The following is a 26,205-nucleotide window of genomic DNA, read 5'->3' as shown; positions in this document are numbered from 1 at the left end:
CGGCGCACGCGGACCTTCCCCGTAGAATGGTCCGCACATGCCCCTGATCCTCCTCGTCCTCCTGCCATTCGCCGGCAGCGTGCTCGCCGCGCTGCTGCCCGCGAACGCGCGCAATGCCGAATCGACGCTCGCCGGCGCGGTGGCACTGTTCTGCGCGGTGCAGGCGGCGCTGTATTTTCCGGAGGTGGCGGCGGGCGGCGTGGTGCGGCAGGAGTTCGCCTGGCTGCCTTCGCTGGGCCTGAACCTGGTGCTGCGCATGGACGGGTTCGCCTGGATGTTCTGCATGCTGGTGCTGGGCATCGGCTCGCTGGTGGTGCTTTACGCGCGCTACTACATGTCGCCTGCCGATCCGGTGCCGCGGTTCTTTTCATTCTTCCTGGCCTTCATGGGCGCCATGAGCGGCGTGGTGCTCTCGGGCAACCTGGTCCAGCTGGTGTTCTTCTGGGAGCTGACCAGCCTCTTTTCCTTCCTGCTGATCGGCTACTGGCACCACCGCAAGGACGCGCGCAGCGGCGCCCGCATGGCGCTCACCGTCACGGGCACGGGCGGGCTGTGCCTGCTGGCAGGCGTGCTGGTCCTGGGCCACATCGTGGGCAGCTACGACCTGGACCGGGTGCTTGCGGCAGGCGACCTCGTCCGCGGCCACCCCCTCTACCTGGCCGCGCTGGTATTGATGCTGCTGGGTGCGCTGACCAAGAGCGCGCAGTTCCCCTTCCATTTCTGGCTGCCCAATGCCATGGCGGCACCCACGCCCGTGTCGGCTTACCTGCATTCCGCCACCATGGTGAAGGCCGGCGTCTTCCTGCTGGCGCGCATGTGGCCCGTGATGGGCGGCACCGAACCGTGGTTCTGGATCGTGGGCGGGGCCGGCCTGCTCACGCTGCTGGTGGGGGGCTACGCGGCCATGTTCCAGCATGACCTCAAGGGCCTGCTGGCCTATTCCACCATCTCGCACCTGGGACTCATCACCCTGCTGCTGGGTCTCAACAGCCCGCTGGCGGCCGTGGCTGCAGTTTTCCACATCATGAACCACGCCACGTTCAAGGCATCGCTGTTCATGGCCGCCGGAATCATCGACCACGAGAGCGGCACGCGCGACATCCGGCGCCTGTCGGGTCTGCGGCGCATGATGCCGGTCACCTCCACTCTGGCCACGGTGGCTAGCGCGGCGATGGCCGGCGTGCCGCTGCTCAACGGCTTCCTGTCGAAGGAAATGTTCTTTGCCGAGACCGTGTTCCTCGAAGCCTCGCCCTTCGTGGCCACCGCGCTGCCCGTGGCGGCCACGATCGCCGGTGTGTTCAGCGTGGCCTATTCGCTGCGCTTCACGGTGGACGTCTTCTGGGGACCGAAGGCCCAGGATCTGCCGAGCGAGCCGCACGAGCCGCCGCACTGGATGCGCGTGCCCGTCGAACTGCTGGTGCTCGCCTGCCTCGTGGTCGGCATCTTCCCGGCCTGGTCGGTCGGCCAGTACCTGGCCGCCGCCGCCCTGCCCGTGGTGGGCGGCGACCTGCCCGAGTACAGCCTCGCGATCTGGCATGGCTTCAATACGCCGTTCGTGATGAGCCTGATCGCGCTCGCGGGAGGTGCCGCGCTCTACCTGCTGCTGCGCCGCCAGCGCGAGGCGGGCCGGATCGACGCCCCCCCGCTCATCTACCGCGTGAGCGGCAAGCGCATCTTCGAGGCGCTGCTCACGCTGCTCACGCTGGCCGGTTACCGCGGCCGCCGCATGCTCGGCACGCCGCGGCTGCAGTGGCAGATGCTGTGGCTGGTCTGCGCGGCGCTGGTGGCGGGGGCGCTGCCGCTGTGGTCCCGCGGCCTGCAGCTGGGCGACCGCGGCACGCTGCCGCTGTCGCCGGCCTTCGTCGCGATCTGGATCGTCGGTTCGGTCTGCGCCGTGGCCGCGGCCTGGCAGGCGAAGTACCACCGGCTGGCCGCGCTCACCCTGCTGGGCGGCGCGGGGCTCTGCACCTGCATCACCTTCCTGTGGTTTTCCGCGCCCGATCTCGCGCTGACGCAGATCGTGGTGGAGGTCGTCACCACGGTGCTCGTGCTGCTGGGGCTGCGCTGGCTGCCGCGGCGCGACGAGCGGCTGCGGGAGATGGCGCCCGCCGTCGGCCTGCCGAGGCTGCGCCGTGCGCGCGACCTGATGATCTCGCTGCTCGCCGGCGGCGGACTGGGCTGGCTGGCCTATGTGATGATGAGCCGGCCGTTCCCCGAGAGCACATCCACCTTTTTCCTGGAACGTGCGCAGTCCGAAGGCGGCGGCACCAACGTGGTGAACGTGATGCTGGTCGATTTCCGCGGCTTCGACACCTTCGGCGAGATCGTGGTGCTGGGCATCGTGGCGCTCACGGTGTACGCGCTGCTGCGCCGCTTCCGCCCAGCGCGCGAGGCCATGGACCTGCCGGAGCAGCAGCGCAACATGCCTGCCGACCTGCAGACCGACCTGCTGAATCCGCGCCACGCGACGGACACCGCCGTGGGCTACCTGATGGTGCCGGCCGTGCTGGTGCGGCTGCTGCTGCCGTTCACGCTGCTGGTCTCGTTCTACATGTTCATGCGCGGCCACAACCAGCCCGGCGGCGGCTTCGTGGCGGGCCTCGTGCTCTCCGTCGGCCTGCTGATGCAGTACATCATCTCGGGCACGCAGTGGGTCGAGGCCCACCTGTCCCTGTACCCCCGCCGCTGGATCGCCACCGGGCTGCTGTTCGCCCTGGGCACGGGCGCGGGCGCGCTCTTCTTCGGCTATCCCTTCCTGACCAGCCACACCGCCCACCTGCACCTGCCGGTGGTGGGCGAGATCCATGTGGCCAGCGCCCTCTTCTTCGACATCGGCGTATTCTCGCTCGTGGTGGGTGCCACGCTGCTGATGCTGACGGCGATCGCCCACCAGTCGGTGCGCGGCCACCGCTACCACGCGCGCCTCGCGGAAGAGCGCGAGGCGGAAGAGTCGGCGCAGTCCGCGCAGGCGGCCCACGCCGCCGAGAGCAAGCTGCCGGTGGCACTGGAGGGCGCCCGCGGTGGAGCCGCTGCCACGGCACCGGGAGGAAACCGCTGATGGAAATCGTTCTGGCCGTCGCGATCGGCGTGCTGACCGGATCGGGCGTGTGGCTGGTGCTGCGCCCCCGCACCTACCAGGTCATCATGGGGCTGGCACTGCTGTCGTATGCCGTGAACCTGTTCATCTTCAGCATGGGCCGCCTGGGCCTGGCCGTGGGCAAGGAGCCGGTGCTGGTGGACGGCGTGCCGAAGGACCTGCTGCACTATGCCGACCCGATGCCGCAGGCGCTGGTGCTGACGGCCATCGTGATCGGCTTCGCCATGACGGCGCTGTTCCTGGTGGTGCTGCTCGCCTCGCGAGGCATGTCGGGCACCGACCACGTGGACGGATCGAACTCGCGCGACGTGCAGGAGATGCCATGACCTGCACGACCCTCTCCACCCATCGCCGCATGGAACACCGCCGCGCTGCGGACGGGAGCTGCCTGTGAACGCGGCCATGCAGGCACAGTTCTCGCACTGGATGTCGGCCGCCATGCCGCACCTGATGCTCGCGCCCATCATGCTGCCGCTGCTGACGGCGGCGCTGATGCTGCTGTTGCGCGAGGAGCGCCAGCGGCTCAAGCTGGGCATGAACCTGCTGTCCACGCTGGCCGGCCTGTGCATCGCGCTGGCGTTGCTGTTCTGGACCCATTTGGGGGGCAAGCCTGTCACGATGGGCGTGTACCTGCCGGGCAACTGGCCCGCGCCCTTCGGCATCGTGCTCGCGCTGGACCGGCTGTCGGCGCTCATGCTCGTGCTCACGAGCTTCGTCGCTCTGTGTTCCATCGTTTTTGCCGCGGCGCGCTGGCACCGTGCGGGCGTGCATTTCCATCCGCTGTTCCAGTTCCAGCTGATGGGGCTGGCGGGCGCCTTCCTCACGGCGGACCTCTTCAACCTGTTCGTGTTCTTCGAGATCATGCTGGCGGCGTCGTACGGACTGCTGCTGCACGGCTCGGGGCGCACGCGGGTGCAGGCCGGGCTGCACTACATCGCCATCAACCTCGCGGCCTCGTCGCTCTTCCTGATCGGCGTGTCGATGCTCTATGGCATCACGGGCACGCTGAACATGGCAGACCTCGCGCAGACCATCCCGTACGTGGCCGATGCCGACCGGGGCCTGCTGCACGCGGCCGCCGGCATCCTGGCCACGGCCTTCCTCATCAAGGCGGCGGTGTGGCCGCTGAACTTCTGGCTCGCGCCGGCCTACAGCGCAGCCAGCGCACCTGCCGGGGCGCTGTTCGCGCTGATGACGAAGGTGGGTGTGTACACCATCCTGCGGCTGTGGACGCTGATGTTCGGCGCCGAGGCCGGCCCATCCGCGATGTTCGGCAGCCTGTGGCTGATCGGCGGCGGCCTCGTGACCATGGCGTTCGGCGCGATCGGCATGCTGGGATCGCAGCGCGTCGGCGTGCTGGCCGGCTATGCGGCCATCCTGTCATCGGGCACGCTGCTGGCGGCCGCGGGTTTCGGGCAGAACCTGCTCACGGCGGGCCTGCTCTTCTACCTGCCCAGCTCCACGCTGGCCATCAGCGCTCTCTTCCTGCTCACCGACCTGATCGACCGCTGGCGCAACGACGGTGCCACGCTCGCGCCCCACGAGCTGGACGACGATGCCCCGTTCCTCACACCCGAGCTGGTGCCCGCCCAGCGCCTGAACCTGGACGAACAGGAGATGGTGCTGGTCGGCCGCGTCATCCCGGCGGCGGCAGCCTTCCTGGGCCTGTCCTTCCTCGTGTGCACGCTGGTAATCGCAGGCCTGCCGCCGCTGTCGGGCTTCGTCGGCAAGTTCGCGATGCTCACGGCACTGCTCAATCCCCTGGGGCTCGGCGCGTCGGCCGGCGTGCGGGCCTCGTCGCTCGGCTGGTTGCTGTTCGGCATGCTGATCGCCACGGGGCTCATGGCACTGCTCGCACTCACCCGCACGGGCATGCGGCATTTCTGGACCACGCACGACCGCCCGGCCCCGCAACTGCGCGTGCTCGAAGGCATTCCCATCGCCCTGATGCTGGCCTGCTGCGTGGGCCTGACGCTGCAGGCGGGCCGGGTCATGGACTTCACGCAGGCCACGGCGAACGCGCTGCATGCGCCCGGCGGCTACATCGATGCGGTGATGTCGGCCCGGCCGAAGCCGGGACCCGCCACGCCCGAAGGCACGGGCGCCACCGTACGGAGGATGCCTCCCGCGCCTGTGCTCGCGGGCCCGCCGGTGGCCGACGCCGCGGCGGCGCCCCTGGTCGAAACCAAGGCCACGCCATGATGAAGCGCTTCTTTCCCGCCCCGCTGCTGTCCGTCGCGCTGGCCGGCATGTGGCTGCTGCTCAACCACTCGGTGAGCGCGGGACAGCTGATCCTTGCGGCCATCGTCGGCGTGGCGATCCCGCTGCTCACGCGCGGCCTGCGGCCGGTGCCGGTGCGCGTGCGCCGTCCGGGTGCGATCCTGCGCCTCGCGCTGTCGGTGGTGGTGGACACCTCGCTGTCCAACCTGAACGTGGTGCGCTTCCTCCTGTTCAAGTCGCAGCGCAGGCATCCGCCGGGCTTCGTGCAGATCCCGCTGGACCTGCGCGATGCGAACGGCCTGGCCGTGCTGGCGGTGATCGTCTGCATCACGCCCGGCACCTCGTGGGCCGAACTGTCGCTGGACCGCTCCGTGCTGATGCTGCACGTGCTGGAGCTCGACAGCCACGAGGCCGTGATCGGCCACATCAAGCAGCGCTACGAACGCCCCCTGATGGAGATCTTCGAATCATGACGATGACCACCAGCCCCGTGCTCTCCTGGGCCCTGCCCGTCGCGCTGGCCATGCTCGCGCTGGCCATCGTCTTCGCGCTCGTGCGCATCCTCAAGGGCCCCTCGGCGCAGGACCGGGTGCTGGCACTGGACTGCATGTACCAGAGCGGCATGCTGGCGATGCTGGTGCTGGGCATCTACTACGGCAGCACCCACTATTTCGAGGCGGCGCTGCTCATCGCCCTGCTGGGGTTTGCCAGTTCCACGGCCATGGCGAAGTTCCTGCTGCGCGGCGAGGTGATCGAATGATGCAGGCGATCCCGCTCTGGGCCGAAATCGCCGTGGCCGTGCTCGTGCTCTTCGGCGCCGCCATCGCGATGCTGGGCTCGCTCAGCCTGCTGCGGCTCAAGACCTACTTCGAGCGCGTGCATGCGCCTTCGATCATCGCCACCATGGGCTGCTGGTGCATCATGCACGGCACGCTGCTGTATTTTTCGATCGCGGGCCATGGGCTGGCGCTGCATCCGCTGCTGATCGCGCTGTTCGTCGCGGTCACGGTGCCGGTGACCAACATCTTCCTCATGCGCGCCGCACTGTTCCGCGCCCGGCGCGCGGGCCGGGACGTGCCGCCCAGCCTCAGCCGCCGGACGGACGCCACCACCTCGCAGCGCGATTCCTGACGGCCCCGGGCGGCGACCCCGCGCAGGGCCGCTCACGCCCCGGCCGCCATCAGGAGGCGCTGCCGAACCCGCCGCCACCAGGCGTGTGGATCTCGAACACGTCGCCCGCGCGCATTTCCGCCTGGCCGATATGGCCCAGCGCCTCCGCGCTGCCGTCCGCCCGCACGACCCTGTTCATGCCTGGCATGCCGGCCGCACCGCCAGCCATGCCGAAGGCCCCGGCCTTCCGTCCGTTGGAAAGGATGCTTGCCGTCATCGGCTCCAGGAAGCGGATGCGGCGCACTCCGCCGTCGCCGCCGCGCCAGCGTCCGGCGCCACCCGAGCCGGGCCGCAACGCGAAGCTCTCCAGCCGCACGGGAAAGCGGAATTCCAGCACTTCCGGATCGGTGAGCCGCGAATTGGTCATGTGGGTCTGCACCACGCTGGTTCCGTGGAAGCCCCCTGCCAACGCACCCGCAGCATCGAAAAGCCCACCCGCACCGCTGCCGCCGGCAACGGTTTCGTAGTATTGGAAACGCTCGTTGCCGAAGGTGAAGTTATTCATGGTGCACTGGCTGCCCGCCGATACGCCCAGGGCGCCCAACAAGGCATTGGTGATGCAGGTGGAGGTCTCCACATTGCCGGCGACCACCGCTGCCGGGGGCAGCGGGTTCAGCATGGAGCCCGGCGGGATGATGACCTGCAACGGCTTGAGGCAGCCCGCGTTCAAGGGAATATCGTCGTCCACCAGGCAGCGGAAGACGTACAGCACCGCCGCCATGCACACCGCGGTAGGCGCGTTGAAGTTGTTCGGCTGCTGCGGCGAAGTGCCGGTGAAGTCGATCACCGCACTGCGCTGCGCGGCATCGATGCGCACCGCGACCTGTATGCAGGCGCCGTTGTCGAGTGCCAGCGCGTAGGCGCCCTCGGGAACGCGCGCGGCCAGCCGCCCGATGGCCCGCCGCACCGATTCCTCCGCGTTGTCCTGCACATGGCCCATATAGGCCTGCACGACGGGCAAGTCGAACTGCGCGACCATCCTGCGCAGTTCCTGCGCGCCCTTTTCGTTGGCGGCGATCTGCGCCTTCAGGTCGGCGAGGTTCTGCTGCGGGTTGCGGGCGGGGTATTCGCCGCCGGACAACAGGGCGAGCATCCCGGCCTCGCGCAGCACGCCGCCCTCCACCAGCAGGACATTGTCGATCTGCACGCCCTCTTCCTCGATGCGCGCGGAAAAAGGCGGCATCGACCCCGGCGTGGCACCGCCCACGTCGGCGTGGTGGCCCCGGCTGCCCACGTAGAAAGAGGGGCGGGCGGCCTCCGCCTTCGCACCCTCCTCCAGGTACACGGGCGTGATCACGGTGATGTCCGGCAGGTGCGTGCCGCCGTGGTAGGGGTCGTTCAGCACGTACACGTCGCCGGGCCGCATGCGGCCGGCGTTGCGCGCGATCACCGTACGGATGCTTTCGCCCATGCTGCCCAGGTGCACGGGCATGTGGGGCGCGTTGGCGATGAGATGGCCTTCGGCATCGAACAGTGCGCAGGAGAAGTCCAGGCGCTCCTTGATGTTGACCGAATGGGCAGTGTTCTGCAGTTGCAGCCCCATCTGCTCGGCAATGTTCATGAACAGGTTGTTGAAGACCTCCAGCAGCACCGGGTCCACCGTGGTGCCCGCCGCATGGCGCTCCGCGCGGGCCACGCGGCGCTCCAGTACGAGATGGTCCTGCGCGGTGAGGCGGACCTCCCAGCCCGGCTCCACCACGGTGGTGGAGGTGCGCTCCGCGATGATGGCCGGGCCCTGCAGCACGTCGCCCGGGCGCATGTCGTCGCGCACGACCAGAGCCGCCTCGTGCCAGCGCGCACCGCCGTCGGTGCCTTCGGTATAGACGCGCACCGTGCTGCGGCGCGGCACCTCGCGCGGCGGATGGAGCGGGTGCAGGCTCTCGGCCGGCGCTTCGCCGGGTGCGACGGCTTCCACCGACACGGCCTCCACCACCATTGCCCGGCCCGCCATGAGGAAGGCGAAACGCTGCCGGTAGGAGGCCTCGAACGCGGCCCGCACCTCCGCCGGACTGCCGAAGGGAACGGCCAGGGCGGTGTCCGACCCGGCATAGCGCACGTGCATCCTGCGCAGCATGCAGGGCGCACCCGCCTGCACGCCCGGCCCCTGGGCGTGCAGTTCCTCCTGCGCGCGGGCGGCCAGCAACGCCAGGGCTGCTTCCACTGACGGCCACTCCTGCGGATCCAGCGGCACTTCCAGCGCCTGCTCGCGGATCACGCTCTGGTCTGCCAGACCCATGCCATAGGCCGACAGCACGCCGGCCAGCGGATGCACGAAGACGCGCTGCATGCCCAGCGCGTCGGCCACCAGGCACGCATGCTGTCCGCCCGCCCCGCCGAAGCACTGCAGCGTGTACGCGGTGATGTCGTAGCCGCGCGCGACCGAGATCTTCTTGATGGCGTTGGCCATCTGCTGCACCGCGATCCGGATGAAGCCGTGCGCCACGTCCTCGGGTGGCCGGCCCGTGCGGGCGGCCCATTCGCCGAAGCGCTCACGCACCACGTCCGCGTCGAGCGCCATGTCGCCGGACGGACCGAACACCTGGGGAAAGTGCGCGGGCTGGATCTTGCCCACCATGACGTTGGCATCGGTCACTGCCAGCGGGCCGCCGCGCCGGTAGCAGGCCGGGCCCGGATGCGCGCCGGCGCTCTCGGGGCCCACGCGGAAGCGCGCGCCATCGTAGTCCAGCAATGAGCCACCTCCCGAGGCCACGGTATGGATGCCCATCATGGGTGCACGCATGCGCACGCCGGCCACCTGCGTCTCGAACTCCCGCTCGAACTCGCCCGCGAAATGGCTCACGTCGGTGGAGGTGCCGCCCATGTCGAACCCGATCACCCGGTCGAAGCCGGCCGCCACGGCGGTGCGTGCCATGCCCACGATGCCGCCCGCCGGGCCGGAAAGGATCGCGTCCTTGCCCTGGAAGCGGCGCGCATCGGCAAGCCCGCCGGACGACTGCATGAAATAAAGGGGCACGCCCGGCATCTCGGCCGCGACCTGCTCCACATAGCGCCGGAGGATGGGCGAAAGGTAGGCGTCCACCACCGTGGTGTCGCCGCGGCTGACGAATTTCATCAGCGGGCTGGTGGCATGCGAGGTACTCACCTGCGTGAAGCCGGCCTCGCGCGCGAGCCGTGCCGCGGCAGCCTCGTGGGCGGTGAAGCGCCATCCGTGCATGAACACGATGGCCACGCTGCGCAGTCCCGCGTCGTACGCCGCCCAGAGGCGCTCGCGCAGGTGCGCCTCGTCCAGCGGCTGCTCGACCTCGCCGTGGGCACCGACGCGTTCCTGGGCCTCGATGACGCGGTCGTAGAGCAGCTCGGGCAGCACGATGTGCCGGTCGAAGAGGCGCGGCCGGTGCTGGTAGGCGATACGCAGCGCGTCGCGGAAGCCGCGCGTGGTCACCAGCAGCGTGGGCTCGCCCTTGCGCTCCAGCAGCGCGTTGGTCGCCACCGTCGTGCCCATCTTCACGCACTCCACCCGGTCGCGCGTGACCGGCGCGCCGGCCGGCAACCCGAGCAGATGGCGAATGCCAGCCACGGCCGCATCGCGGTAGTGCTCCGGGTTTTCCGACAGCAGCTTGTGCGTGGCCAGCGAACCGTCCGGCCCCCGCCCGACGATATCGGTGAAAGTGCCACCGCGGTCCACCCAGAACTGCCAGCTGTTTACTGCCATGTCGCGTCCTCTTCCGGAATTGCGTTCTGCGGGCTGACGCGCATGCGCGCCTGTCCGCCGGTTCCCATAATGTAGGGGTGACCCGCATCGGCCACCGTCCAGCCAGCCACCGAATCTTCGCCCCTCCCATGCACACCGCCCACCCGGACACGCCCCGAACGCTCCTGCTGCTCGATGCCACCGAGCCCCGCACCCTCGATGAATGGGTCGAGCGCTTCACCGCTCCCGGCTGGCGCGGCTGCTTCGTGGAAGGCTGGCTCTTCGAAGGCGCCTCCGCCAGGCGCGCGGCCGAACAGCGCCTGGCGGAGACCGGCGTGCAGGCACGGCTGCGCAGCGCCTACAAGCCGCTCGTGCACTGGTTCATCGAAGAACTGCCCGCCTGCTGCGGCAGAGAGCGGCCGGTGAGCGCCCGGGTGCGTTATCCAGTGCATCCCGATGCAGGCGCACAGCGTTTCCGCCTGGAAGCCTATCCGCTGGCCGCACTGGTTCCGGGCTGCGAAATGGCATTCGAAGCGGGTGGAAGCGATCTCCACTACGAAGTGACGCTGGCGTTCGCCGGCGGGGCGACGCATGTGCACCGGGTGTTCGCACCCAACCACGTGCGGCCCGATGTGCTGGGCACGCCGCAGCTCTGCGCCACCGGCTGGCTGCGCGCAGGCCGCTCGGAAGGTGCGGGCGATCTCCTGGACACCGCGCACGCAACGGAGTTCGAGTGCCTGTTCTGGCGTGCCGTGCAGGCCGTGGAATCCCATCCGTGGCCGCGGCAGGAGCCCTACTTCGAGCGGCTGGACCTGCGCGTGGACCTGCCGGGCTACGAATGCCCGCTGAATGTGCCCAACGAGTGCATCAGCACTTTCGAGGCGCTGCACGAGGACCTGTACTTCGGGCTGCTCGAGCTGTTCCAGCGGCACTCGGGCCGCGCCCAGGGCAGCCGGCTTCTGCAGCCGGGACAGCTCGTGCCGGATGTGCGCCCCTGCGCTCCCGGAGCCCCGCCGCGGGTGCGGGTGGAGGTGCGGCCTTTCGACACCGCCGCACAGGATGCCGCCGCGTGGCCGGACACGGACACCGGGCAGGCCCTCGAGGATCTCGACAGGAGCCCCGCGCCCGCGCGCATCGCGCAGGAACTGGAGCAACTGGGCGGCGAGCCTTTCGGCGCGCACTCGCGCCAGGGACGCGGCGTGTGGGGGCGCTACCTGCGCGGCAGCCGGGCTCCGGTCTTCGTGAGCGGCGGACAGCATGCCAACGAGACATCGGGCGTGGTGGGCGCGCTGCGGGCGGGCCACGCGCTGGCGGCTCAGACGGGAGCGCATTTCGCGCTGCTGCCCCTGAAGAATCCCGACGGCTACGCGCTGCACCGGGAACTGGGAGCGCACCATCCCCACCATATGCACCATGCTGCACGCTACACCGCGCTGGGCGACGACCTGGAATGGCGCGAGAGCGCCCCGTGGTACGAACGGCAGGCGCTCGAGCAGGGCCTGGCCCTCTCGGGCGCGCAACTGCACCTCAACCTGCACGGCTACCCTGCCCACGAGTGGACGCGCCCGCTGACCGGCTATGTGCCCCGCGGCTTCGATCTCTGGACCATTCCCAAAGGCTTTTTCCTGATTCTCCGCTACCACGCGGGTTGGGAGGCGCGTGCCGGGGCGCTGCTGGAACACGTGGCCGCGGAACTCGGCAAGGTGCACGGGCTGGAGGAATTCAACGCAGCGCAGATCGCTCTCTACGAGCGCCATGCCGGTGCCCTGCCGTTCGAGCTCATCCACGGCACGGCCTGCACCCGCTCCGAGGTGCAGCGCGGGGCCCCGGTCACGCTCATCACCGAGTTTCCCGACGAAACCATCCACGGGGATGCATTCCGGTTCGCGCACACAGTGCAATGCGCCACCGTGCTGGCGGCGGAGCGGGCCTGGCAGGACATCATGGCCGGCGGCTGATGCCCCATGTCCGGCCCGCGGCGCGCCTGGCACGGGACATGCATAGCACCAGCGCGGAGCTGGGGGCATCGGGGTCGCACCCGGGGTGCCCCTCCCCGGTACCCCGCTTACATTCGATGCGCCCTGGCGGCCTGCGTCGGCGTTCGCGCGGTGCCGGACCGCACAGCCCTTCCTGGATGACCTTCCTTCCGGAGCACCTATGCAGCGCAGAGCCCTTCCCCTCCTCGCCCTCGCCCTCGCCCTGGCCGGCGTCCTTTCCGCGGCGCCATCGGCCGCGCAGGTCCGCTGGGACCTCGCGGCCGCGTATCCGGCCACCAACTTCCATACCGAGAACCTGGTGCAGTTCGCCAAGGACGTGGAAGCCGGGACCGGGGGCAAGCTGCGCATCACGGTGCACGCGAACGCATCGCTCTTCAAGGCCAATGAAATCAAGCGCGCGGTCCAGGGCGGCCAGGCGCCGGCGGGGGAGATCCTTCTGCCCAACTTCGAGAACGAGAACGCGGTCTTCGGCGCGGACGGCATCCCGTTCCTCGCCACCTCGTACGCTGAATCCCGGCGCCTGTACGAAGCCCAGAAGCCCGTGCTGGAGCGCCTGCTCGGCGCGCAGGGGCTGCGCCTGCTCTATACGGTGGCATGGCCGCCGCAGGGCATCTACAGCAAGAAGGAAATCACCTCCGTGGCGGACCTGCGCGGCATCAAGTGGCGTGCCTACAGCCCTGCCACCGCCAAGATCGCGGAGCTCATCGGCGCGCAACCGGTGACCATCCAGGCCGCGGAGCTTTCGCAGGCCATGGCCACCGGCGCCGTGGAATCGATGATGACCTCCGGCTCCACCGGCTACGACAGCAAGCTCTACGAGAGCATCAAGTATTTCTACGACACGCAGGCCTGGCTGCCGAAGAACGCCGTCATCGTCTCGCGCAAGGCCTTCGATGCGCTCGACAAGCCCGCGCAGGACGCGCTGCTCAAGGCCGCCGCGGAGGCCGAGGCACGCGGCTGGAAGCTGAGCGCCGACAAGAACGAGTGGTACAAGAAAGCCCTGGCCGACAAGGGGATGAAGATCCTGCCGCCGCCGGCCAAGCTCACCGCGGACCTGCGCCAGGTGGGCGACGTGATGCTGGCCGAATGGCTGCGCAAGGCAGGTCCGGACGGCGAAGCGATCATCGCGGCCTACCGCAAGTCCACCCCCGCCGCGGCGGCCAGGTGAGGCGGCCGTGCGTCGCTTCCTCGACCGGCTGTACCTCGCGGCAGGGGCCCTGGGCGCCGCCTGCGTCGCGCTGATCTGCGCGCTGATGATCGCCCAGAGCATCCTGCGCGAGGTGGGCGTGCGCACCGGCGCGCTGAACGACGTGGTCGCCTGGCTTTGCGCTGCCGCTGCCTTCTTCGCCATGGCCCATGCGTTCAAGCACGGCGATTTCGTGCGTGTCACCCTGCTGCTGGAAAAGCTGCCACCGCGCCCGCGCCGTGCTTTGGAGCTGGCGGCGCTCGCCATCGGCACGGTGGCGACGGCCTACCTCGCCTGGTCCGCCTGCCTGTTCACCTACGAGAGCTGGGAATTCAACGACGTGGCCCAGGGCCTGCTGCCGCTCCCGATGTGGATTCCCCAGCTGAGCTTCGCCATCGGCTCGGTGCTGCTGCTGGTGGCGGTACTGGACGAATTCCTGATCGTGCTGCGCGGCGGCACGCCGAGCTTCGTGCGCGCGGTCGAGGAGCGCCACGCGCGCGGGGACTTCTCCGCCGACATCTGAGGCGCCGCCGTTTCCAAGAATCCAGGCTGCGCCATGCGCGGCAGAAAGACCAGTGCCATGGACATCCTGATGGTGGGCGGCATCCTGCTGCTGCTGATGATCGTGCTGCTCGCGGGCGGCGTCTGGATCGCGATGACGCTGGCCATCTGCGGCTGGGTGGGCCAGGCCTTCTTCACCAGCACCCAGCCTGGCAAGAACCTGTTCTCGGCCTTCTGGGAAAGCAACGCGAGCTGGGAACTGGCGGCGCTGCCCCTTTTCATCTGGATGGGCGAGATCCTGTTCCGCACCCGGCTGAGCGAGGAGATGTTCGAAGGGCTGCGGCCCTGGCTCAACCGGGTGCCGGGCCGGCTGATGCACACCACCATCCTGGGCTGCGGCATCTTCGGCTCGGTGTCGGGATCCTCGGCCGCCACCTGCGCCACCATCAGCAAGGTCGCCCTGCCGGAGCTGCTGCGGCGCGGCTACGACGAGCGCCTGGCCCTCGGCTCGCTGGCCACGGCCGGCACGCTGGGCATCCTCATCCCGCCTTCCATCACCATGGTGGTGTACGCGGTGGCCGCCGATGCCTCCATCATCCGCATCTTCCTGGCGGGCTTCCTGCCGGGGTTGCTGCTCATGCTTCTCTTCTCGGGCTACATCGGCTGGTGGAGCCTGCGTCATCCCGACCGGGTGCCGGCGGCCGACCCACCCACCACGCTGCGCCAGAAGATACGGCAGTCGGGCCACCTCATCCCCGTCACGGTGCTGATCGTGTTCATCGTCTGGGTGCTGGTGGCAGGCTATGCCACGGCCACCGAGTGCGCGGCCTTCGGCGTGGCGGGATCGCTGGGCCTGGCACTCTGGAGCCGGTCGCTGACATGGCGGAATTTCTGCGAGGGCCTGATGGGCGCGACCCGCACCAGCTGCATGATCATGTTCATCCTCGCGGGCGCGGCCTTCCTCACCAAGACCATGGCCTTCACCGGCATACCGCGCGAACTGGCCGAATGGGTCGAATCCATGCACCTGCCACCCTACGCCCTGATCGCGGTGCTGACGATCGTGTACCTGGTGCTGGGCACGGCGCTCGACGGCATCAGCATGATCGTGCTCACCAGCGCGGTGGTGCTGCCGATGATCCAGAAAGCCGGCTTCGACCTGGTGTGGTTCGGCATCTTCATCGTGCTGCTGGTGGAGATCGCCGAGGTCACGCCGCCGGTAGGGTTCAACCTCTTCGTGCTGCAGAACATGACGGGCAAGGACAGCAATACCATCGCCCGCGCAGCGATTCCCTTTTTCCTCTGCCTGGTGGCCTGCATCGCGCTCATCACCCTCTTCCCGCAGATCGTCACCGTGCTCCCCGACCTGGTGATGGGCAAGGACGGAGGGTAAGCCCCCGGGCGCCCGCGCGTCCTGACATACTCCGGGGCATGCTGCTCAACATCGTCGTCATCTGCCTGGCCGCCTGCGTCGGCGCCCTGATGCGCTGGGGATTCGCACTCTGGCTCAATCCGGGCGGGATCATTCCCTGGGGCACGCTGGCCGTGAACCTCATCGGGGGCTACTGCATCGGCATCGCGCTGGCGGTATTCACCAGCCGCCCGGACATCGATCCCGCGTGGCGCCTGCTCGTGATCACCGGCTTCCTGGGAACGCTCACCACGTTCTCCAGCTTCTCCGGCGAAGTGGTCACCATGCTCATGCAGCAGCGCTTCGGGCTGGCGTTCGGCACCATCGCGGTGCACCTGGGCGGTTCGCTGGCCCTCACCTGGGCCGGCATGCGCACGGCACTGTGGTGGCTGGCCCGCTGATTTGTCGCACACTCGCCACTGTCTCCCCGGCATGGCCACGGCCGTGCCATCTTTCCCCCGCACCATCGCTTCCATGGAATCCAATACCGAACTCAACGAAAGCCGGCTGGCCAACGCCTGGGCCGAGCTGCACAACCATGCCGTGAACGGCAACCCCCTGCATGCGGATGCCTACCGGCTCGCCTTCGCGGATCCGGAATTCATGCTGCGCCGCGAGACCCGCGGCATCCGCTTCCAGCTCGAGATGCTCAAGCCCGACCTGGGCCAGACCGCCCAGGGCATCGAGAACACCGTGGTGGTGTACGGCAGCGCGCGCTTCCTGGCACCCGAAGACGCCGCCCAGCAACTGGCCGACGCCGAAGCCAGCGGGGACGCTTCCCGCATCGCGCGCGCGCAGCTGGCCGTGCGCAATGCCCGCTACTACGACCTCGCGCGCCGCTTCGCCGGCGTCGTGGCGAACTACAGCCAGCAGCTTCCGCCCTCCGACCGCATCTACATCTGCACCGGCGGCGGCCCGGGCATCATGGAGGCCGCCAACCGCGGCGCGCACGAAGCCGGGGCGCTCAACGTGGGCCTCAACATCGCCCTGCCGCACGAGCAGAGCGGCAACCGCTACATCTCGCCGTCGCTGTCCTTCAAGTTCCATTACTTCGCGCTGCGCAAGATGCATTTCATGATGCGGGCGAAGGCGCTGGTGGCCTTCCCCGGCGGCTTCGGCACGCTCGACGAGTTGTTCGAGGTGCTCACGCTGGTGCAGACCGGCAAGGCCAAGCCCGTGCCCATCGTGCTCTTCGGCACCGAGTTCTGGAAGAGTCTCGTCAACTTCGACGCGCTGGTGGAACAGGGCACGATCTCGGCGGCCGACCTGAACCTCTTTCACTACACGGATGATCCGGAAGAAGCCTGGGGGCTCATCAAGGCGTTCTACAAGCTCTGACGCCCTGGCGACGCGAGGGAGCAGGAGCAGTCCTGGGCAGCATCTCGCGTACGGCGACCGGTCTTCGCAAAGACCGGTAACCGGTTCGGCCGGGAGGCCCCCGGCCCGCGCGGGCGTCGCAAAGAATGGAAGCAATCCAATTCCATGCAGACACTTATGCGCCGCATCTCCAACAGCGCCCCCAGCACATCCCGCGCCAGTTCATCGCGCAACGACGACTCCGATACGTCTCCCACGCGAGCACGACCAAGAGCCCGGCACGAAGCGCCCGAAGGCATGCCCCAGCGTCGAGCTGCCGGAGCCGACTTGCCGTCTCCCCGCACGATCTTGAGCCGTACCTACAACACCACGGCCGTGGGATTGATGGCCACGGGAGCCTTCCAGGCGGTGACCAACAGGGCACGCGGAGATGGAACGGCCGCGGCGCAGGGCGTCCAGATGGCGGGGTTGGGTTTCCAGATGCTCGCCGGGCGGGCGATCGTCCAGCTAAGTGCTGGACTGTTGCAGGAGGGCATCGCGGCTGTCAGAAGGATGCTCGCCCCGCAGATCGACCGCAGCCTGCTGCTCGGTGCCCTGAACCATGTCACCGTGGCCGCGGAAGGCGACCCCGACGACATGACCGATGCAACAGGGGTTCACACCCAGCAGGTCGTCGATCACCTTGCCGACCTGGCGGACGGCATCGCTGCCCCGAGCGTTGTGGACGCCGCCAGCAGGGCCCGGGACTCCAGGGCCCTGATCAATATTCTGCTGGGCCTTGTCAGAGGAGACCACGGCGAGCCGGTGCGCTCCCGCCGCGCCACTTCGTCCTCCCCCGGTCACTGACAGGGACAGCCAGGTCCCAGGTCAATCCTGCACCGCACCGTGCAGGGACCCGCTGCCTTGCCCCAGGTTGCGGGCGACCCGCGCACCCAGCCCCACGACGCCCCCCACCACCCAGAACAGCCCGGCCACTCCGATCAGCGCACCAGCCGAGCCGAACAGCACGGGCATCGCCACGCTGGACGCGTTGATCGCCATCAGGCGCAGGCCCAGCGCCTCGCCGTGGCGGTGGTGGGGCGTGATCTGGTGCAGCATGCTCATGATCATCGGCTGCACCGAGCCCAGCGCGAAGCCCAATAGGACCGAGCACAGGCCCAGCGCCCAGGCGGTGGGCAGCAGCGGATAGATGGCGAAGAGGCAGGCCGTCGCCACCATGGCCCACATCACCACGGAGGCCTCTTTCAGGCGCGCGGCTACCAACGGCATGAGCACGCGTATGGCCGCGGCGGCGATGGCGAACGCGCCCAGGATGGAGCCGATGACCGAGGCGGACAGCCCCCGCTCATGCCCCAGCAGCGGCACCACGAAGGTATGCACGTCCCAGCAGGACGACAGCAGCCAGTTCACCAGCAGCAGGCGGCGGAAGCCCGTGTCGCCCAGCAGGTCCCACGCGCGGGAGCGCGGGCCCCCTTGCGCCGCCGCGATGGGCGGCAGCTCCACCGTCGCACGCACCCAGAACCATGTGGCCACCGGCAGCAGCGCCGTGAGCGCGAAGGCTGCGCGGTAGCCCGCCGTGCTGCCGGGCACCGGCCCTGCATGGTCGATCAGCAGGCCGGTGAAGAACGGCCCCACGAAGTTGGACACGGCCGGGCCGATGGCCAGCCAGCTGAACACCCGCCGCAGTTGCTCGGAGCCATGCGCGGCGCGGCCGACGTGGCGCTGCAGCGCGATCATGGCAGCCCCGGACGCACCGCCGGTCAGCAGCGCGGCCAGGCAGAGCATGGGAAAGGACGGCCAGACAAGCGCGCCGGCCGCCCCCGCGCTGGCCACGCCCACCGCCCAGCCGACGGGCCGCTTCAGTCCGTGGCGATCGGCGTACCGCCCCGCCGGCAGCGACAGGAACACCTGGGTGAGCGCGAACAGCGCCAGCAGGGCACCGACGGCCGCCGCGCTGTAGCCCTCGCGCAGTGCCAGCAGCGGGGCTGCCAGGCGCATGCCGGTCATGCTGGCATGGATGCATATCTGGCCGGCGATCAGCCGTGCGAGCGCGGTGTCCATTTCAGTTCGGCGCTTCCGGGCGGTGGCCCGCCGGTGCTTCCACGGCCGGTACCGCACCGGCTTCGTCCGCAGGCAGCTCCTGCACGTCCCGCAGCCGCCGCTGGATGGCGCGCGTGCGCACGCCCACCTCGTCGAAGCGCTTGGCCGCGGCGTCGATCGACTTGCGCGTGGCCTCCACCACGTCGCCGAACTTGGCGAATTCCGTCTTCACCGCGCCCAGCAGCCCCCACACCTCGGAAGAGCGCTTCTCGATCGCCAGCGTCTTGAAACCCATCTGCAGGCTGCTGAGCATGGCCGCGAGGTTCGCGGGCCCGGCCACCATCACGCGGCATTCGCCCTGCAGCGCCTCCACGAGGCCCGGACGGCGAACCACTTCGGCGAACAGCCCTTCGGTGGGCAGGTACAGCACCGCGAAATCCGTGGTGTGCGGCGGCGACACATACTTGGCGGCGATCTTGCGCGCTTCGAAGCGGACCGCGGCCTCCAGCGCGTTGCCCGCCGCCAGGACGGCCGCCTTGTCCGCCGCGTCGTGCGCGTCCAGCAGGCGCTGATAGGACTCCACCGGAAACTTCGCGTCGATGGGCAGCCAGACCGGCTCCTCCTGGCCCCGGCCCGGCAGGCGAATGGCGAACTCCACCATTTCGTCGCTGCCCGGCACCGTCTTCACGTTGCGCGCATACTGCTCCGGCGCCAGCACGTTCTCGATGATGGCGCCCAGCTGCAGTTCGCCCCAGGTGCCGCGCGTCTTCACGTTGGTCATCACGCGCTTGAGGTCGCCCACGCTGGCGGCCAGCGTCTGCATCTCTCCCAGGCCGCGGTGCACCTGCTCCAGCCGGTCGCTCACCATCCTGAACGATTCGCCCAGCCGCTGCTCCAGCGTGGCGTGCAGCTTCTCGTCCACGGTGCGGCGCATCTCCTCCAGGCGGGCCGCGTTGTCCGACTGGATGGCCGCCAGACGCTCGTGCAGCGCGGTGCGCAGCGACTCCGAGGTCTGCGTCAGTTCGGCGCGGAAGGCGCCCAGGGCTTCCGCCAGTTCGCGGCGGGCCACGGCGGCATCGGCCTGCGCCTGGGCCATCCGTTGCCCCAGCCGGGCCTCGAAGGCATCGAAGCCTTCGCGCAGTTCCGCACGGCCCGAGCGGGCGTCGTGCACCGCCTGCGCAAGCCGCTCGTCCAGCACTTCCCGCTGGCCCTCCAGGTGCGCGTGCGTGGCCTGCGTGAAGCCGCGCAACTGCTGGGCCATGCCTTCCAGCGCGCCGTCATTCTTCGCCACCGCCAGTTGCGTGGCCTGGGCCACCTGCTCCAGGCGCTGCAGGCGCATGGCCCATTCGGGGGGAAGCTCGGGTCGGGGGCTGCGCAGCAGCAGCACTCCCAGGAGCACGGTGATGAGCGCGAGCAACGCGACCACCACCAGCCATTCGATCGACATGCCAATCCAGACGTTTCGTTGTCAACTGCCGGCCCCGCGGACCGGCGGGCAGTGGGGAGCCCCTCAGCGGGGCCGGGGCGTGTTCACGGGCGTGAGCGCACCGCGTCCATCGAAGAACGCGATCAGGTTGTCCGCCGCGAGGTTGGCCATCGCGCGCCGCGTGGGCACCGTGGCGCTGGCGATGTGCGGCGTGAGCACCACGTTGGGCACCGCCAGCAGATCCGGATGCACCTTCGGCTCGCCCTCGAACACGTCCAAGCCCGCCGCGGCGATGCGCCGCTCGCGCAGCGCCTGCGCCAGCGCGGCGTCGTCCACGATGCCGCCGCGTGCGATGTTGATCAGGTTGGCCGTGGGCTTCATCTGCGCGAGTTCCGTCGCGCCGATGGCGTGATGCGATTCCGGCGTGTACGGCAGCACGAGCACGAGGTGGTCCGCCTCGCGCAGCAACTCTTCCTTGGAGACGTACCGGGCCTTGCATCCGGCCTCGAGTTCCGGCGAGAGGCGCGAACGGTTGTGGTAGATCACGTTCATGCCGAAGCCGTGCGCGCCGCGCCGCGCGATGCCCTGCCCGATCCGGCCCATGCCCAGGATGCCCAGCGTGGAGCCGTGCACGTCCGAGCCCGCGAACATGTCGTAGCTCCACTTGCTCCAGCGGCCTTCGCGCAGGTAGATCTCGCTCTCGGTCACGCGCCGGGCCGTGGCCATGAGCAGCGCGAAGCCGAAATCGGCGGTGGTCTCGGTGAGCACGTCGGGCGTGTTCGTGGCCTGCACCCCCGCGGCCGTGAGCGCATCCACGTCGAAATTGTTGTAGCCCACCGCCATGTTGGCCACGATGCGCAGGCGCGGGCAGGCCGCCACGAGCGCCGCGTCGATACGCTGGCTGCCGGTGGTCAGCGCGCCATCCTTGTCGGCGAGGCGCCGGGCCAGTTCCTCGGGGCTCCAGATCGCATCCTCGGGATTGGCCTCGACGTCGAAATGCCGGGCGAGGCGGTCCACCACGTCCGGGAAGATGGCGCGGGCGACGAGGATGCGGGGTCGGGTCATGGAGCGTAGGTTCCTGGTGAAGAAAGGGACAAGGCCGAAACGCCTGCGGCCGGCGACGCGCGCCGGGCGGTCTCAGGCCGGCGCGGGAATCTCGAACACCTGGCGCAGATAGGCGAGGTATTTCTCGTCATCGCACATGCCCTTGCCGGGCGTGTCGGACAGCTTGGCAACGGGCTGCCCGTTGCAGCGCGTCATCTTGATGACGATCTGCAGCGGCTCGCAGCCCAGGTCGTTGGTCAGGTTGGTGCCGATCCCGAAGGCCAGCTGGCAGCGGCCGTGGAACTGCCGGAACAGCTCGATCGTGCGCGGCACCGTGAGCGCATCGCTGAAGATCAGCGTCTTGGTGAGCGGATCGACGCGGTTGCGGCGGTAGTGTTCCAGCAGCCGCTCGCCCCAGGCGAACGGGTCGCCGCTGTCGTGCCGCGCGCCGTCGAACAGCTTGCAGAAATACAGGTCGAAATCGCGCAGGAAGGCGCTCATGCCATAGACGTCGGACAGCGCGATGCCCAGGTCGCCGCGGTATTCGCGCGCCCACATCTCGAAGCCGTAGATCTGGCTGTCGCGCAGCCGCGGGCCGAGCGCCTGGCAGGCCTGCAGGTATTCATGCGCCATGGTGCCGAGCGGCGTGACCCCGAGCTTCATCGCATAGAGCACGTTGCTCGTGCCCGCGAACTGCCCGGGTCCCGCGCGGCCGTCGGTGCGCCGCTCGCCCGTGCCCAGACGGGCCAGCAGCACGCGCAGCACCTCTTCGTGCCACGCGCGGCTGAAGCGCCGCCGGGTGCCGTAGTCGGCGATCTTCAGTGGCCCCAGCCCGTCCGCCTGCAGCTGCGTGATCTTGGTATCCAGCCGGCGGCGCCCCTCCGGGAAATCCGGCACCTTCTGCGTATTGCGGAAGTACACCTCGTTCACGATCGCCAGCACCGGGATCTCGAACAGGATGGTGTGCAGCCACGGCCCGGTGATCCGGATGTCGATCTCGCCCGAGGCCAGCGGCGTGACGGTGATGTATTTCTCGTTGAGGCGAAACAGCCCCAGGAAGTCCACGAAATCGCTCTTCACGAAGCGCAGCGAGCGCAGGTACATCAGCTCCGCGTCCTGGAACTGCAGGCTGCAGAGCGAGCGGATCTCGTCGCGGATCTCGGCCGCATGGGGCGCGAGCTGCACGCCGGGGTTGCGGCACCGGAAGCGGTACTCCACCTGCGCTCCGGGAAACTGGTGCAGCACCACCTGCATCATGGTGAACTTGTACAGGTCGGTATCGAGCAGGCTGGTGATGATCATGGAAGAGGCATCGGCGCGCGGACCGGCAGCGGAGGCCGGGGCGCGGAAGGGAAAGCTGCAGGCGCGCCGTGCATTGTGTCACCAAGCGCGCCATCGCGTGCGCGCCTCCTGCACCGCGGCCGCGCCCTGCCCGCTGGCGCCGGCTGTGCAGTTCCACGATGCGGGCCGGACGCCCCCGGCGCCCCGCGCCCCCGGCGAACCACCTATGCTTGCGGGGCGCCCCGGGAAGGGAGACTCCCGGCCACCGCGCACTTCTCCACATCCTCTACCAAAAAAGAAAGCGATTCCGGATGCACAGCCTCGGCAAGCCTCATTCACCCTCTTCCCCGCCCCCCGCATGGGGCCTTCCCGCAGCGCTGGCCGCTGCGCTGCTGGCCCTCTCGGGCTGCGGCGGCAGCGGCAACGGCGGAACGGCCCTCGTTCCCAGCCAGGACAATGCCTGCGCCGTGACGAGCGACAACGGCCTGGTCACGGTCGGCTCCGGCCTGCCGGGCGATCCGGCCGCGCCGGAGCCGGCCTCCGGCTACCGGGTCGGCAAGACCGCGGTCCACGCGAAGCAGTACATGGTGACCACGGCCAATCCGTATGCGTCGCGTGCTGGCTGCGAAGTGCTGAAGAAAGGCGGTTCGGCCGTGGACGCCGCCGTCGCCGTGCAGATGGTGCTCGGGCTGGTGGAGCCTCAGTCCTCCGGCCTCGGGGGCGGCGCCTTCATGCTGCACTACGACGCGGCCCAGAAGAAGGTCCAGGCCTACGACGGCCGCGAGACCGCGCCTGCGGCCGCGACCGCCGACTACCTGCGCTGGGTCAGCGACGCCGACCGCACCGCGCCGCAGCCAGGCGGTGCGCGCGCCAGCGGGCGCTCCATCGGCACGCCCGGCGCCGTCCGCATGCTCGAACTGGCCTACCGCGACCACGGGCGGCTCGCCTGGGGCGACCTGTTCCAGCCGGCCGAGCAGCTGGCGCGCGGCGGCTTCCCCATCGGCGGCCGCATGGCCGCGGCCATTTCCGGCTCCGCCTCCGGCCTGGCGCGCGACGCGGAGGCCGTGGCCTACTTCTTCAATGCCGACGGCACGCCCAAGGCCCTGGGCACGGTGCTGAAGAACACCGCCTATGCCGACACGCTGTCCGCCATCGCCCGCAACGGCGCCGATGCCTTCTACACGGGCCCGATCGCTCAGGGCATCGTCGCGAAGATCCAGGCCACCAGCGGCGGCTCGCCAGCCGTCGCCATCACGCCGGGCCTCACGCAGTTGAGCGACCTGGCGAATTACCGCGCCAAGCGCCGCGACCCGGTGTGCACCACCTACCGCGACTATTGGGTGTGCGGCATGTCACCGCCCTCCTCCGGCGGCATCGCCGTGGCCTCCGCGCTCGGCATCCTGGAGAACTTCGATCTCTCGCAGTACAAGCCCACGGCCATCGACCTCGAAGGCGGCAAGCCCACGGTGATGGGAGTGCACCTGGTCAGCGAAGCCGAGCGCCTGGCCTATGCCGACCGCGACAAGTACGTGGCCGACACCGATTTCGTCCCCCTGCCCGGCGGCTCCCCCGCACGCATGCTCGACAAGTCGTACCTGCGCACGCGCGCCGGCCTGATCAGCACCACGCGCAGCATGGGCACCGCCGCGGCGGGCGACTTCGGCACCGGCGCGGCCGGCGTCGTGCCGCTCGAGGAACGCGGCACCACGCACTTCACCATCGTGGACAAGGACGGCAACGCCGTGGTCATGACCACCACGGTCGAGGCCAGCATGGGCTCCTTCCACATGACCCAGGGTTTCCTGCTCAACAACCAGCTCACCGACTTCGCCTCCACGCCCACGGACGCCTCCGGCGCTCCGGTCGCCAACCGCGTGGAGCCCGGCAAGCGACCGCGCAGTTCCATGGCGCCGACCCTGGTGTTCCGCAAGGCCGCCGATGGCAGCATGGGCGATTTCGTGATGGGCACGGGCTCGCCCGGCGGCGGCACCATCATCCAGTACGTGGTGAAGACCGTGGTCGGAGCGCTCGACTGGGGCCTGGATGCCCAGCAGGCCACGTCCCTGGTGGACTTCGGTGCCAGCAACAGCGCCACCACCTCGGTGGGCGGCGAGCATCCGAACGTCAACACGGCGAACAACGGCAACGATGATCCGCTGGTCACGGGCCTGCGCGCGCTGGGCCATACGGTCTCGACCTCCGCCCAGTCGAGCGGCACGGCCACGATCCTGCGGGTGAACCGCAACGGCGCCAGCGTGCTCCAGGGCGGAGCCGATCCGCGGCGCGAAGGCGTGGTGCTGGGCGACACCTTCAAGCCCTGACGCGCCGCCATCCGGTGCCGGTGCCGGATGCGGCGCCTGCCGGCGCGGCCCGCCTCAGCGGGCGGCGCCGGCGGCCTGGTTCAGCGGCTCCAGCGCCCGGCGCAACGGCTCCGGCAGCGTCCGCGGCCGGCGGTCCTCCCGCCCCACATATACGTGCACGAAGTGGCCTGCGGCGGCCGAGAACGGTTCGCCCTGGGCGAACAGCCCCACTTCATAACGCACGCTGCTCGATCCCAGGTGCGCGACGCGGATACCCGCCTCGATGGTCTGCGGGAACGCCAGCGGCGCGAAGTAATTGCACTGCGTCTCCACCACCAGCCCGATGGTGTCCCCGCCATGGATGTCGAGCGCGCCCTGCTCGATCAGGTAGGCGTTCACGGCGGTGTCGAACCAGCTGTAATAGACGACGTTGTTGACGTGCCCGTAGATGTCGTTGTCCCCCCAGCGGGTGGTGATGCTGCGGAACACGGGATAGCGGTCGCGCGCCTCGGGCGCGCGCCGCGGCGCTGGCGGGGCGGCCGAGAGCTTGGCGGTGGTCATGGCGGCCCATTCTGCCAGCCGCTCCGTGCCGGCCACGAGGGATGGGCCTCAACAGGTTTTGGAGGCACGACTCTAAACATGCTGCAGTGCAGCAAAAAGGCTTGCACCGCCCGGCAAAGTCTCTAGAATTCGTTCCATGCTGCACTGCAACATGAACATGGCGTAGCGCGGTTCCATCCACTTGGCTTAGGTCCGGCCACCGGACTGTTTTCAGAGGAGATACCTATGTCGCTGACCCCCGAACAACTCATCGCTTCCCAGAAGGCCCACCTCGACACGCTGTTCGGCCTGACGAACAAGGCCTTCGAAGGCGTGGAGAAGCTGGTCGAACTGAACGTGACCGCCTCGCGCGCCACCCTCAGCGAAGCCGCCACCCATACCCAGGCCCTGCTGTCGGTCAAGGATCCGCAGGAACTCCTCTCGCTGCAAGCCGCCTTCTTCCAGCCCCTGGCCGAGAAGACCGCCGCCTACAACCGCCACCTGTACGAAATCGCCTCCGGCACCACCGCCGAGTTCGGCCGTGCCTTCGAAGCCCAGGCCGCTGAAATCCAGCGCAACTTCAGCAACCTGGTGGACACCGCCGCCCGCAATGCCCCCGCTGGCACCGAAACCGGCGTGGCCGTGTTCAAGAGCGCCGTGTCCGCCGCCAACAATGCTTTCGAAACCGTCCAGAAGGTCGTCAAGCAGGCCAGCGACGCGGCTGAAGCCAACTTCAACGCAGTGACCAACACGGCCACCGCCAATGCCGCCTCGGCCACCAACGCCGCCGCAGCAGCCACCTCGGCTGCCCTGCGCAAGCGCTGAGCCGCGGGCTACCCGTTGTCTCCTTGGATCCTCCCGAACGCCACGTTCCTGGATCCATTTCAAAGCCCGGCGCCCGCCGGGCTTTTTTTTGCCTGCACGCAGCGGGACCTGCAGGCTGCACCACGGATCGGGAACATTCTTGCGGCGTCGGACTCCAATGATTGCAAATGCGATGAATTCGCATTTATAATGCATCGT

21 protein-coding genes are annotated in these 26,205 nt (G+C 69.2%); 15 read left to right on the top strand and 6 right to left on the bottom strand.

Annotated elements, in window-relative coordinates:
* Nucleotides 1-37 precede the first annotated feature (37 nt).
* From T336_RS0117210 to T336_RS0117185, 6 genes are all read left to right on the top strand, one after another.
* Nucleotides 38-3,058, top strand: coding sequence for a monovalent cation/H+ antiporter subunit A (locus T336_RS0117210; RefSeq protein WP_026433495.1), 3,021 nt, complete (start codon nucleotides 38-40; stop codon nucleotides 3,056-3,058).
* Nucleotides 3,058-3,423, top strand: coding sequence for a Na+/H+ antiporter subunit C (locus tag T336_RS0117205; protein ID WP_013594396.1), 366 nt, complete (start codon nucleotides 3,058-3,060; stop codon nucleotides 3,421-3,423). The genes T336_RS0117210 and T336_RS0117205 overlap by 1 nt, the downstream gene beginning before the upstream one ends.
* Nucleotides 3,424-3,499: 76 nt before the next feature.
* Nucleotides 3,500-5,299: a monovalent cation/H+ antiporter subunit D gene (locus T336_RS0117200; RefSeq protein ID WP_035226394.1), complete on the top strand. Its 1,800-nt coding sequence runs from the start codon at nucleotides 3,500-3,502 to the stop codon at nucleotides 5,297-5,299.
* Nucleotides 5,296-5,790 carry a Na+/H+ antiporter subunit E gene (locus T336_RS0117195; RefSeq protein WP_019700569.1) on the top strand — a complete coding sequence of 165 codons (495 nt, stop codon included), beginning with the start codon at nucleotides 5,296-5,298 and terminating at the stop codon, nucleotides 5,788-5,790. Before T336_RS0117200 ends, T336_RS0117195 begins: the two co-directional genes overlap by 4 nt.
* On the top strand, nucleotides 5,787-6,077 hold the full coding sequence (locus tag T336_RS0117190) for a K+/H+ antiporter subunit F (RefSeq protein WP_019700568.1): 291 nt from the start codon (nucleotides 5,787-5,789) through the stop codon (nucleotides 6,075-6,077). Before T336_RS0117195 ends, T336_RS0117190 begins: the two co-directional genes overlap by 4 nt.
* Nucleotides 6,074-6,448: a monovalent cation/H(+) antiporter subunit G gene (locus tag T336_RS0117185; RefSeq protein WP_019700567.1), complete on the top strand. Its 375-nt coding sequence runs from the start codon at nucleotides 6,074-6,076 to the stop codon at nucleotides 6,446-6,448. The genes T336_RS0117190 and T336_RS0117185 overlap by 4 nt, the downstream gene beginning before the upstream one ends.
* Before the next feature lie 49 nt (nucleotides 6,449-6,497).
* Here the strand turns inward: T336_RS0117185 and T336_RS0117180 are convergent, their stop codons facing one another.
* The gene (locus T336_RS0117180) at nucleotides 6,498-10,160 is read right to left on the bottom strand and encodes a hydantoinase B/oxoprolinase family protein (RefSeq protein ID WP_026433493.1); all 3,663 of its coding nucleotides are present in this window, start codon (nucleotides 10,158-10,160) and stop codon (nucleotides 6,498-6,500) included.
* A 128-nt stretch (nucleotides 10,161-10,288) separates the two neighbouring features.
* Between T336_RS0117180 and T336_RS0117175 the strand changes: the two genes are divergently transcribed.
* The 7 genes from T336_RS0117175 (at nucleotide 10,289) to T336_RS25345 (ending at nucleotide 17,397) form a co-directional block, all read left to right on the top strand.
* A complete protein-coding gene (locus tag T336_RS0117175; protein WP_026433492.1) occupies nucleotides 10,289-12,097 on the top strand; it encodes a M14 family metallopeptidase in 1,809 nt (602 codons plus the stop codon).
* A gap of 199 nt (nucleotides 12,098-12,296) precedes the next feature.
* On the top strand, nucleotides 12,297-13,304 hold the full coding sequence (locus tag T336_RS0117170) for a TRAP transporter substrate-binding protein (protein WP_026433491.1): 1,008 nt from the start codon (nucleotides 12,297-12,299) through the stop codon (nucleotides 13,302-13,304).
* Nucleotides 13,305-13,311: 7 nt separating this feature from the next.
* Nucleotides 13,312-13,845, top strand: coding sequence for a TRAP transporter small permease (locus T336_RS0117165; protein WP_026433490.1), 534 nt, complete (start codon nucleotides 13,312-13,314; stop codon nucleotides 13,843-13,845).
* 57 nt (nucleotides 13,846-13,902) lie between these two features.
* On the top strand, nucleotides 13,903-15,216 hold the full coding sequence (locus tag T336_RS0117160) for a TRAP transporter large permease (RefSeq protein ID WP_026433489.1): 1,314 nt from the start codon (nucleotides 13,903-13,905) through the stop codon (nucleotides 15,214-15,216).
* Nucleotides 15,217-15,254: 38 nt separating this feature from the next.
* The gene (gene crcB / locus T336_RS0117155) at nucleotides 15,255-15,635 is read left to right on the top strand and encodes a fluoride efflux transporter CrcB (RefSeq protein ID WP_019700561.1); all 381 of its coding nucleotides are present in this window, start codon (nucleotides 15,255-15,257) and stop codon (nucleotides 15,633-15,635) included.
* A gap of 73 nt (nucleotides 15,636-15,708) precedes the next feature.
* The gene (locus T336_RS0117150) at nucleotides 15,709-16,572 is read left to right on the top strand and encodes an LOG family protein (RefSeq protein WP_026433488.1); all 864 of its coding nucleotides are present in this window, start codon (nucleotides 15,709-15,711) and stop codon (nucleotides 16,570-16,572) included.
* 327 nt (nucleotides 16,573-16,899) lie between these two features.
* Nucleotides 16,900-17,397, top strand: a complete 498-nt coding sequence (locus tag T336_RS25345) for a hypothetical protein (protein ID WP_156957885.1) — start codon at nucleotides 16,900-16,902, stop codon at nucleotides 17,395-17,397.
* Nucleotides 17,398-17,418: 21 nt separating this feature from the next.
* Here the strand turns inward: T336_RS25345 and T336_RS0117140 are convergent, their stop codons facing one another.
* From T336_RS0117140 to pncB, 4 genes are all read right to left on the bottom strand, one after another.
* On the bottom strand, nucleotides 17,419-18,612 hold the full coding sequence (locus tag T336_RS0117140; RefSeq protein ID WP_026433487.1) for an MFS transporter: 1,194 nt from the start codon (nucleotides 18,610-18,612) through the stop codon (nucleotides 17,419-17,421).
* A gap of 1 nt (nucleotide 18,613) precedes the next feature.
* Nucleotides 18,614-20,038, bottom strand: coding sequence for a DNA recombination protein RmuC (locus T336_RS0117135; RefSeq protein ID WP_026433486.1), 1,425 nt, complete (start codon nucleotides 20,036-20,038; stop codon nucleotides 18,614-18,616).
* Nucleotides 20,039-20,101: 63 nt separating this feature from the next.
* A complete protein-coding gene (locus T336_RS0117130) occupies nucleotides 20,102-21,082 on the bottom strand; it encodes a 2-hydroxyacid dehydrogenase (protein ID WP_019700555.1) in 981 nt (326 codons plus the stop codon).
* A gap of 72 nt (nucleotides 21,083-21,154) precedes the next feature.
* Entirely contained in the window at nucleotides 21,155-22,363 is a 1,209-nt protein-coding gene (gene pncB, locus T336_RS0117125; RefSeq protein ID WP_026433485.1) for a nicotinate phosphoribosyltransferase, read from the bottom strand.
* Between the two features lie 290 nt (nucleotides 22,364-22,653).
* On the opposite strand from pncB, the gene ggt reads away from it, so the two are divergent.
* Nucleotides 22,654-24,663: a gamma-glutamyltransferase gene (gene ggt / locus T336_RS0117120; RefSeq protein WP_019700553.1), complete on the top strand. Its 2,010-nt coding sequence runs from the start codon at nucleotides 22,654-22,656 to the stop codon at nucleotides 24,661-24,663.
* A 54-nt stretch (nucleotides 24,664-24,717) separates the two neighbouring features.
* On the opposite strand, the gene T336_RS0117115 is transcribed toward ggt, so the two are convergent.
* Entirely contained in the window at nucleotides 24,718-25,203 is a 486-nt protein-coding gene (locus tag T336_RS0117115; protein ID WP_026433484.1) for an acyl-CoA thioesterase, read from the bottom strand.
* Nucleotides 25,204-25,428: 225 nt separating this feature from the next.
* Here T336_RS0117115 and T336_RS0117110 point away from each other — a divergent pair, with 225 nt between their 5' ends.
* On the top strand, nucleotides 25,429-26,007 hold the full coding sequence (locus T336_RS0117110; protein WP_019700551.1) for a phasin family protein: 579 nt from the start codon (nucleotides 25,429-25,431) through the stop codon (nucleotides 26,005-26,007).
* Nucleotides 26,008-26,205 lie beyond the last annotated feature (198 nt).

This window comes from Paracidovorax oryzae ATCC 19882 (assembly GCF_000687165.1).
Lineage (GTDB): Bacteria > Pseudomonadota > Gammaproteobacteria > Burkholderiales > Burkholderiaceae_C > Paracidovorax > Paracidovorax oryzae.
Note: the sequence above shows the minus strand (reverse complement) of the source record. Positions and strands in the feature narration are given on the sequence as shown.

Bases quoted from the DNA above. Each gene is read 5' to 3' on its own strand.
- T336_RS0117170 (WP_026433491.1), top strand. From the start codon at position 12,297: ATGCAGCGCAGAGCCCTTCCCCTCCTCGCCCTCGCCCTCGCCCTGGCC.
- T336_RS0117150 (WP_026433488.1), top strand. From the start codon at position 15,709: ATGGAATCCAATACCGAACTCAACGAAAGCCGGCTGGCCAACGCCTGG.
- T336_RS0117115 (WP_026433484.1), bottom strand. From the start codon at position 25,203: ATGACCACCGCCAAGCTCTCGGCCGCCCCGCCAGCGCCGCGGCGCGCG.
- T336_RS0117160 (WP_026433489.1), top strand. From the start codon at position 13,903: ATGGACATCCTGATGGTGGGCGGCATCCTGCTGCTGCTGATGATCGTG.
- T336_RS0117210 (WP_026433495.1), top strand. From the start codon at position 38: ATGCCCCTGATCCTCCTCGTCCTCCTGCCATTCGCCGGCAGCGTGCTC.
- T336_RS0117140 (WP_026433487.1), bottom strand. From the start codon at position 18,612: ATGGACACCGCGCTCGCACGGCTGATCGCCGGCCAGATATGCATCCAT.
- T336_RS0117185 (WP_019700567.1), top strand. From the start codon at position 6,074: ATGATGCAGGCGATCCCGCTCTGGGCCGAAATCGCCGTGGCCGTGCTC.
- T336_RS0117110 (WP_019700551.1), top strand. From the start codon at position 25,429: ATGTCGCTGACCCCCGAACAACTCATCGCTTCCCAGAAGGCCCACCTC.
- T336_RS0117135 (WP_026433486.1), bottom strand. From the start codon at position 20,038: ATGTCGATCGAATGGCTGGTGGTGGTCGCGTTGCTCGCGCTCATCACC.
- T336_RS0117205 (WP_013594396.1), top strand. From the start codon at position 3,058: ATGGAAATCGTTCTGGCCGTCGCGATCGGCGTGCTGACCGGATCGGGC.
- T336_RS0117175 (WP_026433492.1), top strand. From the start codon at position 10,289: ATGCACACCGCCCACCCGGACACGCCCCGAACGCTCCTGCTGCTCGAT.
- pncB (WP_026433485.1), bottom strand. From the start codon at position 22,363: ATGATCATCACCAGCCTGCTCGATACCGACCTGTACAAGTTCACCATG.
- T336_RS0117195 (WP_019700569.1), top strand. From the start codon at position 5,296: ATGATGAAGCGCTTCTTTCCCGCCCCGCTGCTGTCCGTCGCGCTGGCC.
- T336_RS0117190 (WP_019700568.1), top strand. From the start codon at position 5,787: ATGACGATGACCACCAGCCCCGTGCTCTCCTGGGCCCTGCCCGTCGCG.
- crcB (WP_019700561.1), top strand. From the start codon at position 15,255: ATGCTGCTCAACATCGTCGTCATCTGCCTGGCCGCCTGCGTCGGCGCC.
- T336_RS0117130 (WP_019700555.1), bottom strand. From the start codon at position 21,082: ATGACCCGACCCCGCATCCTCGTCGCCCGCGCCATCTTCCCGGACGTG.
- T336_RS0117200 (WP_035226394.1), top strand. From the start codon at position 3,500: ATGCAGGCACAGTTCTCGCACTGGATGTCGGCCGCCATGCCGCACCTG.
- T336_RS0117180 (WP_026433493.1), bottom strand. From the start codon at position 10,160: ATGGCAGTAAACAGCTGGCAGTTCTGGGTGGACCGCGGTGGCACTTTC.
- ggt (WP_019700553.1), top strand. From the start codon at position 22,654: ATGCACAGCCTCGGCAAGCCTCATTCACCCTCTTCCCCGCCCCCCGCA.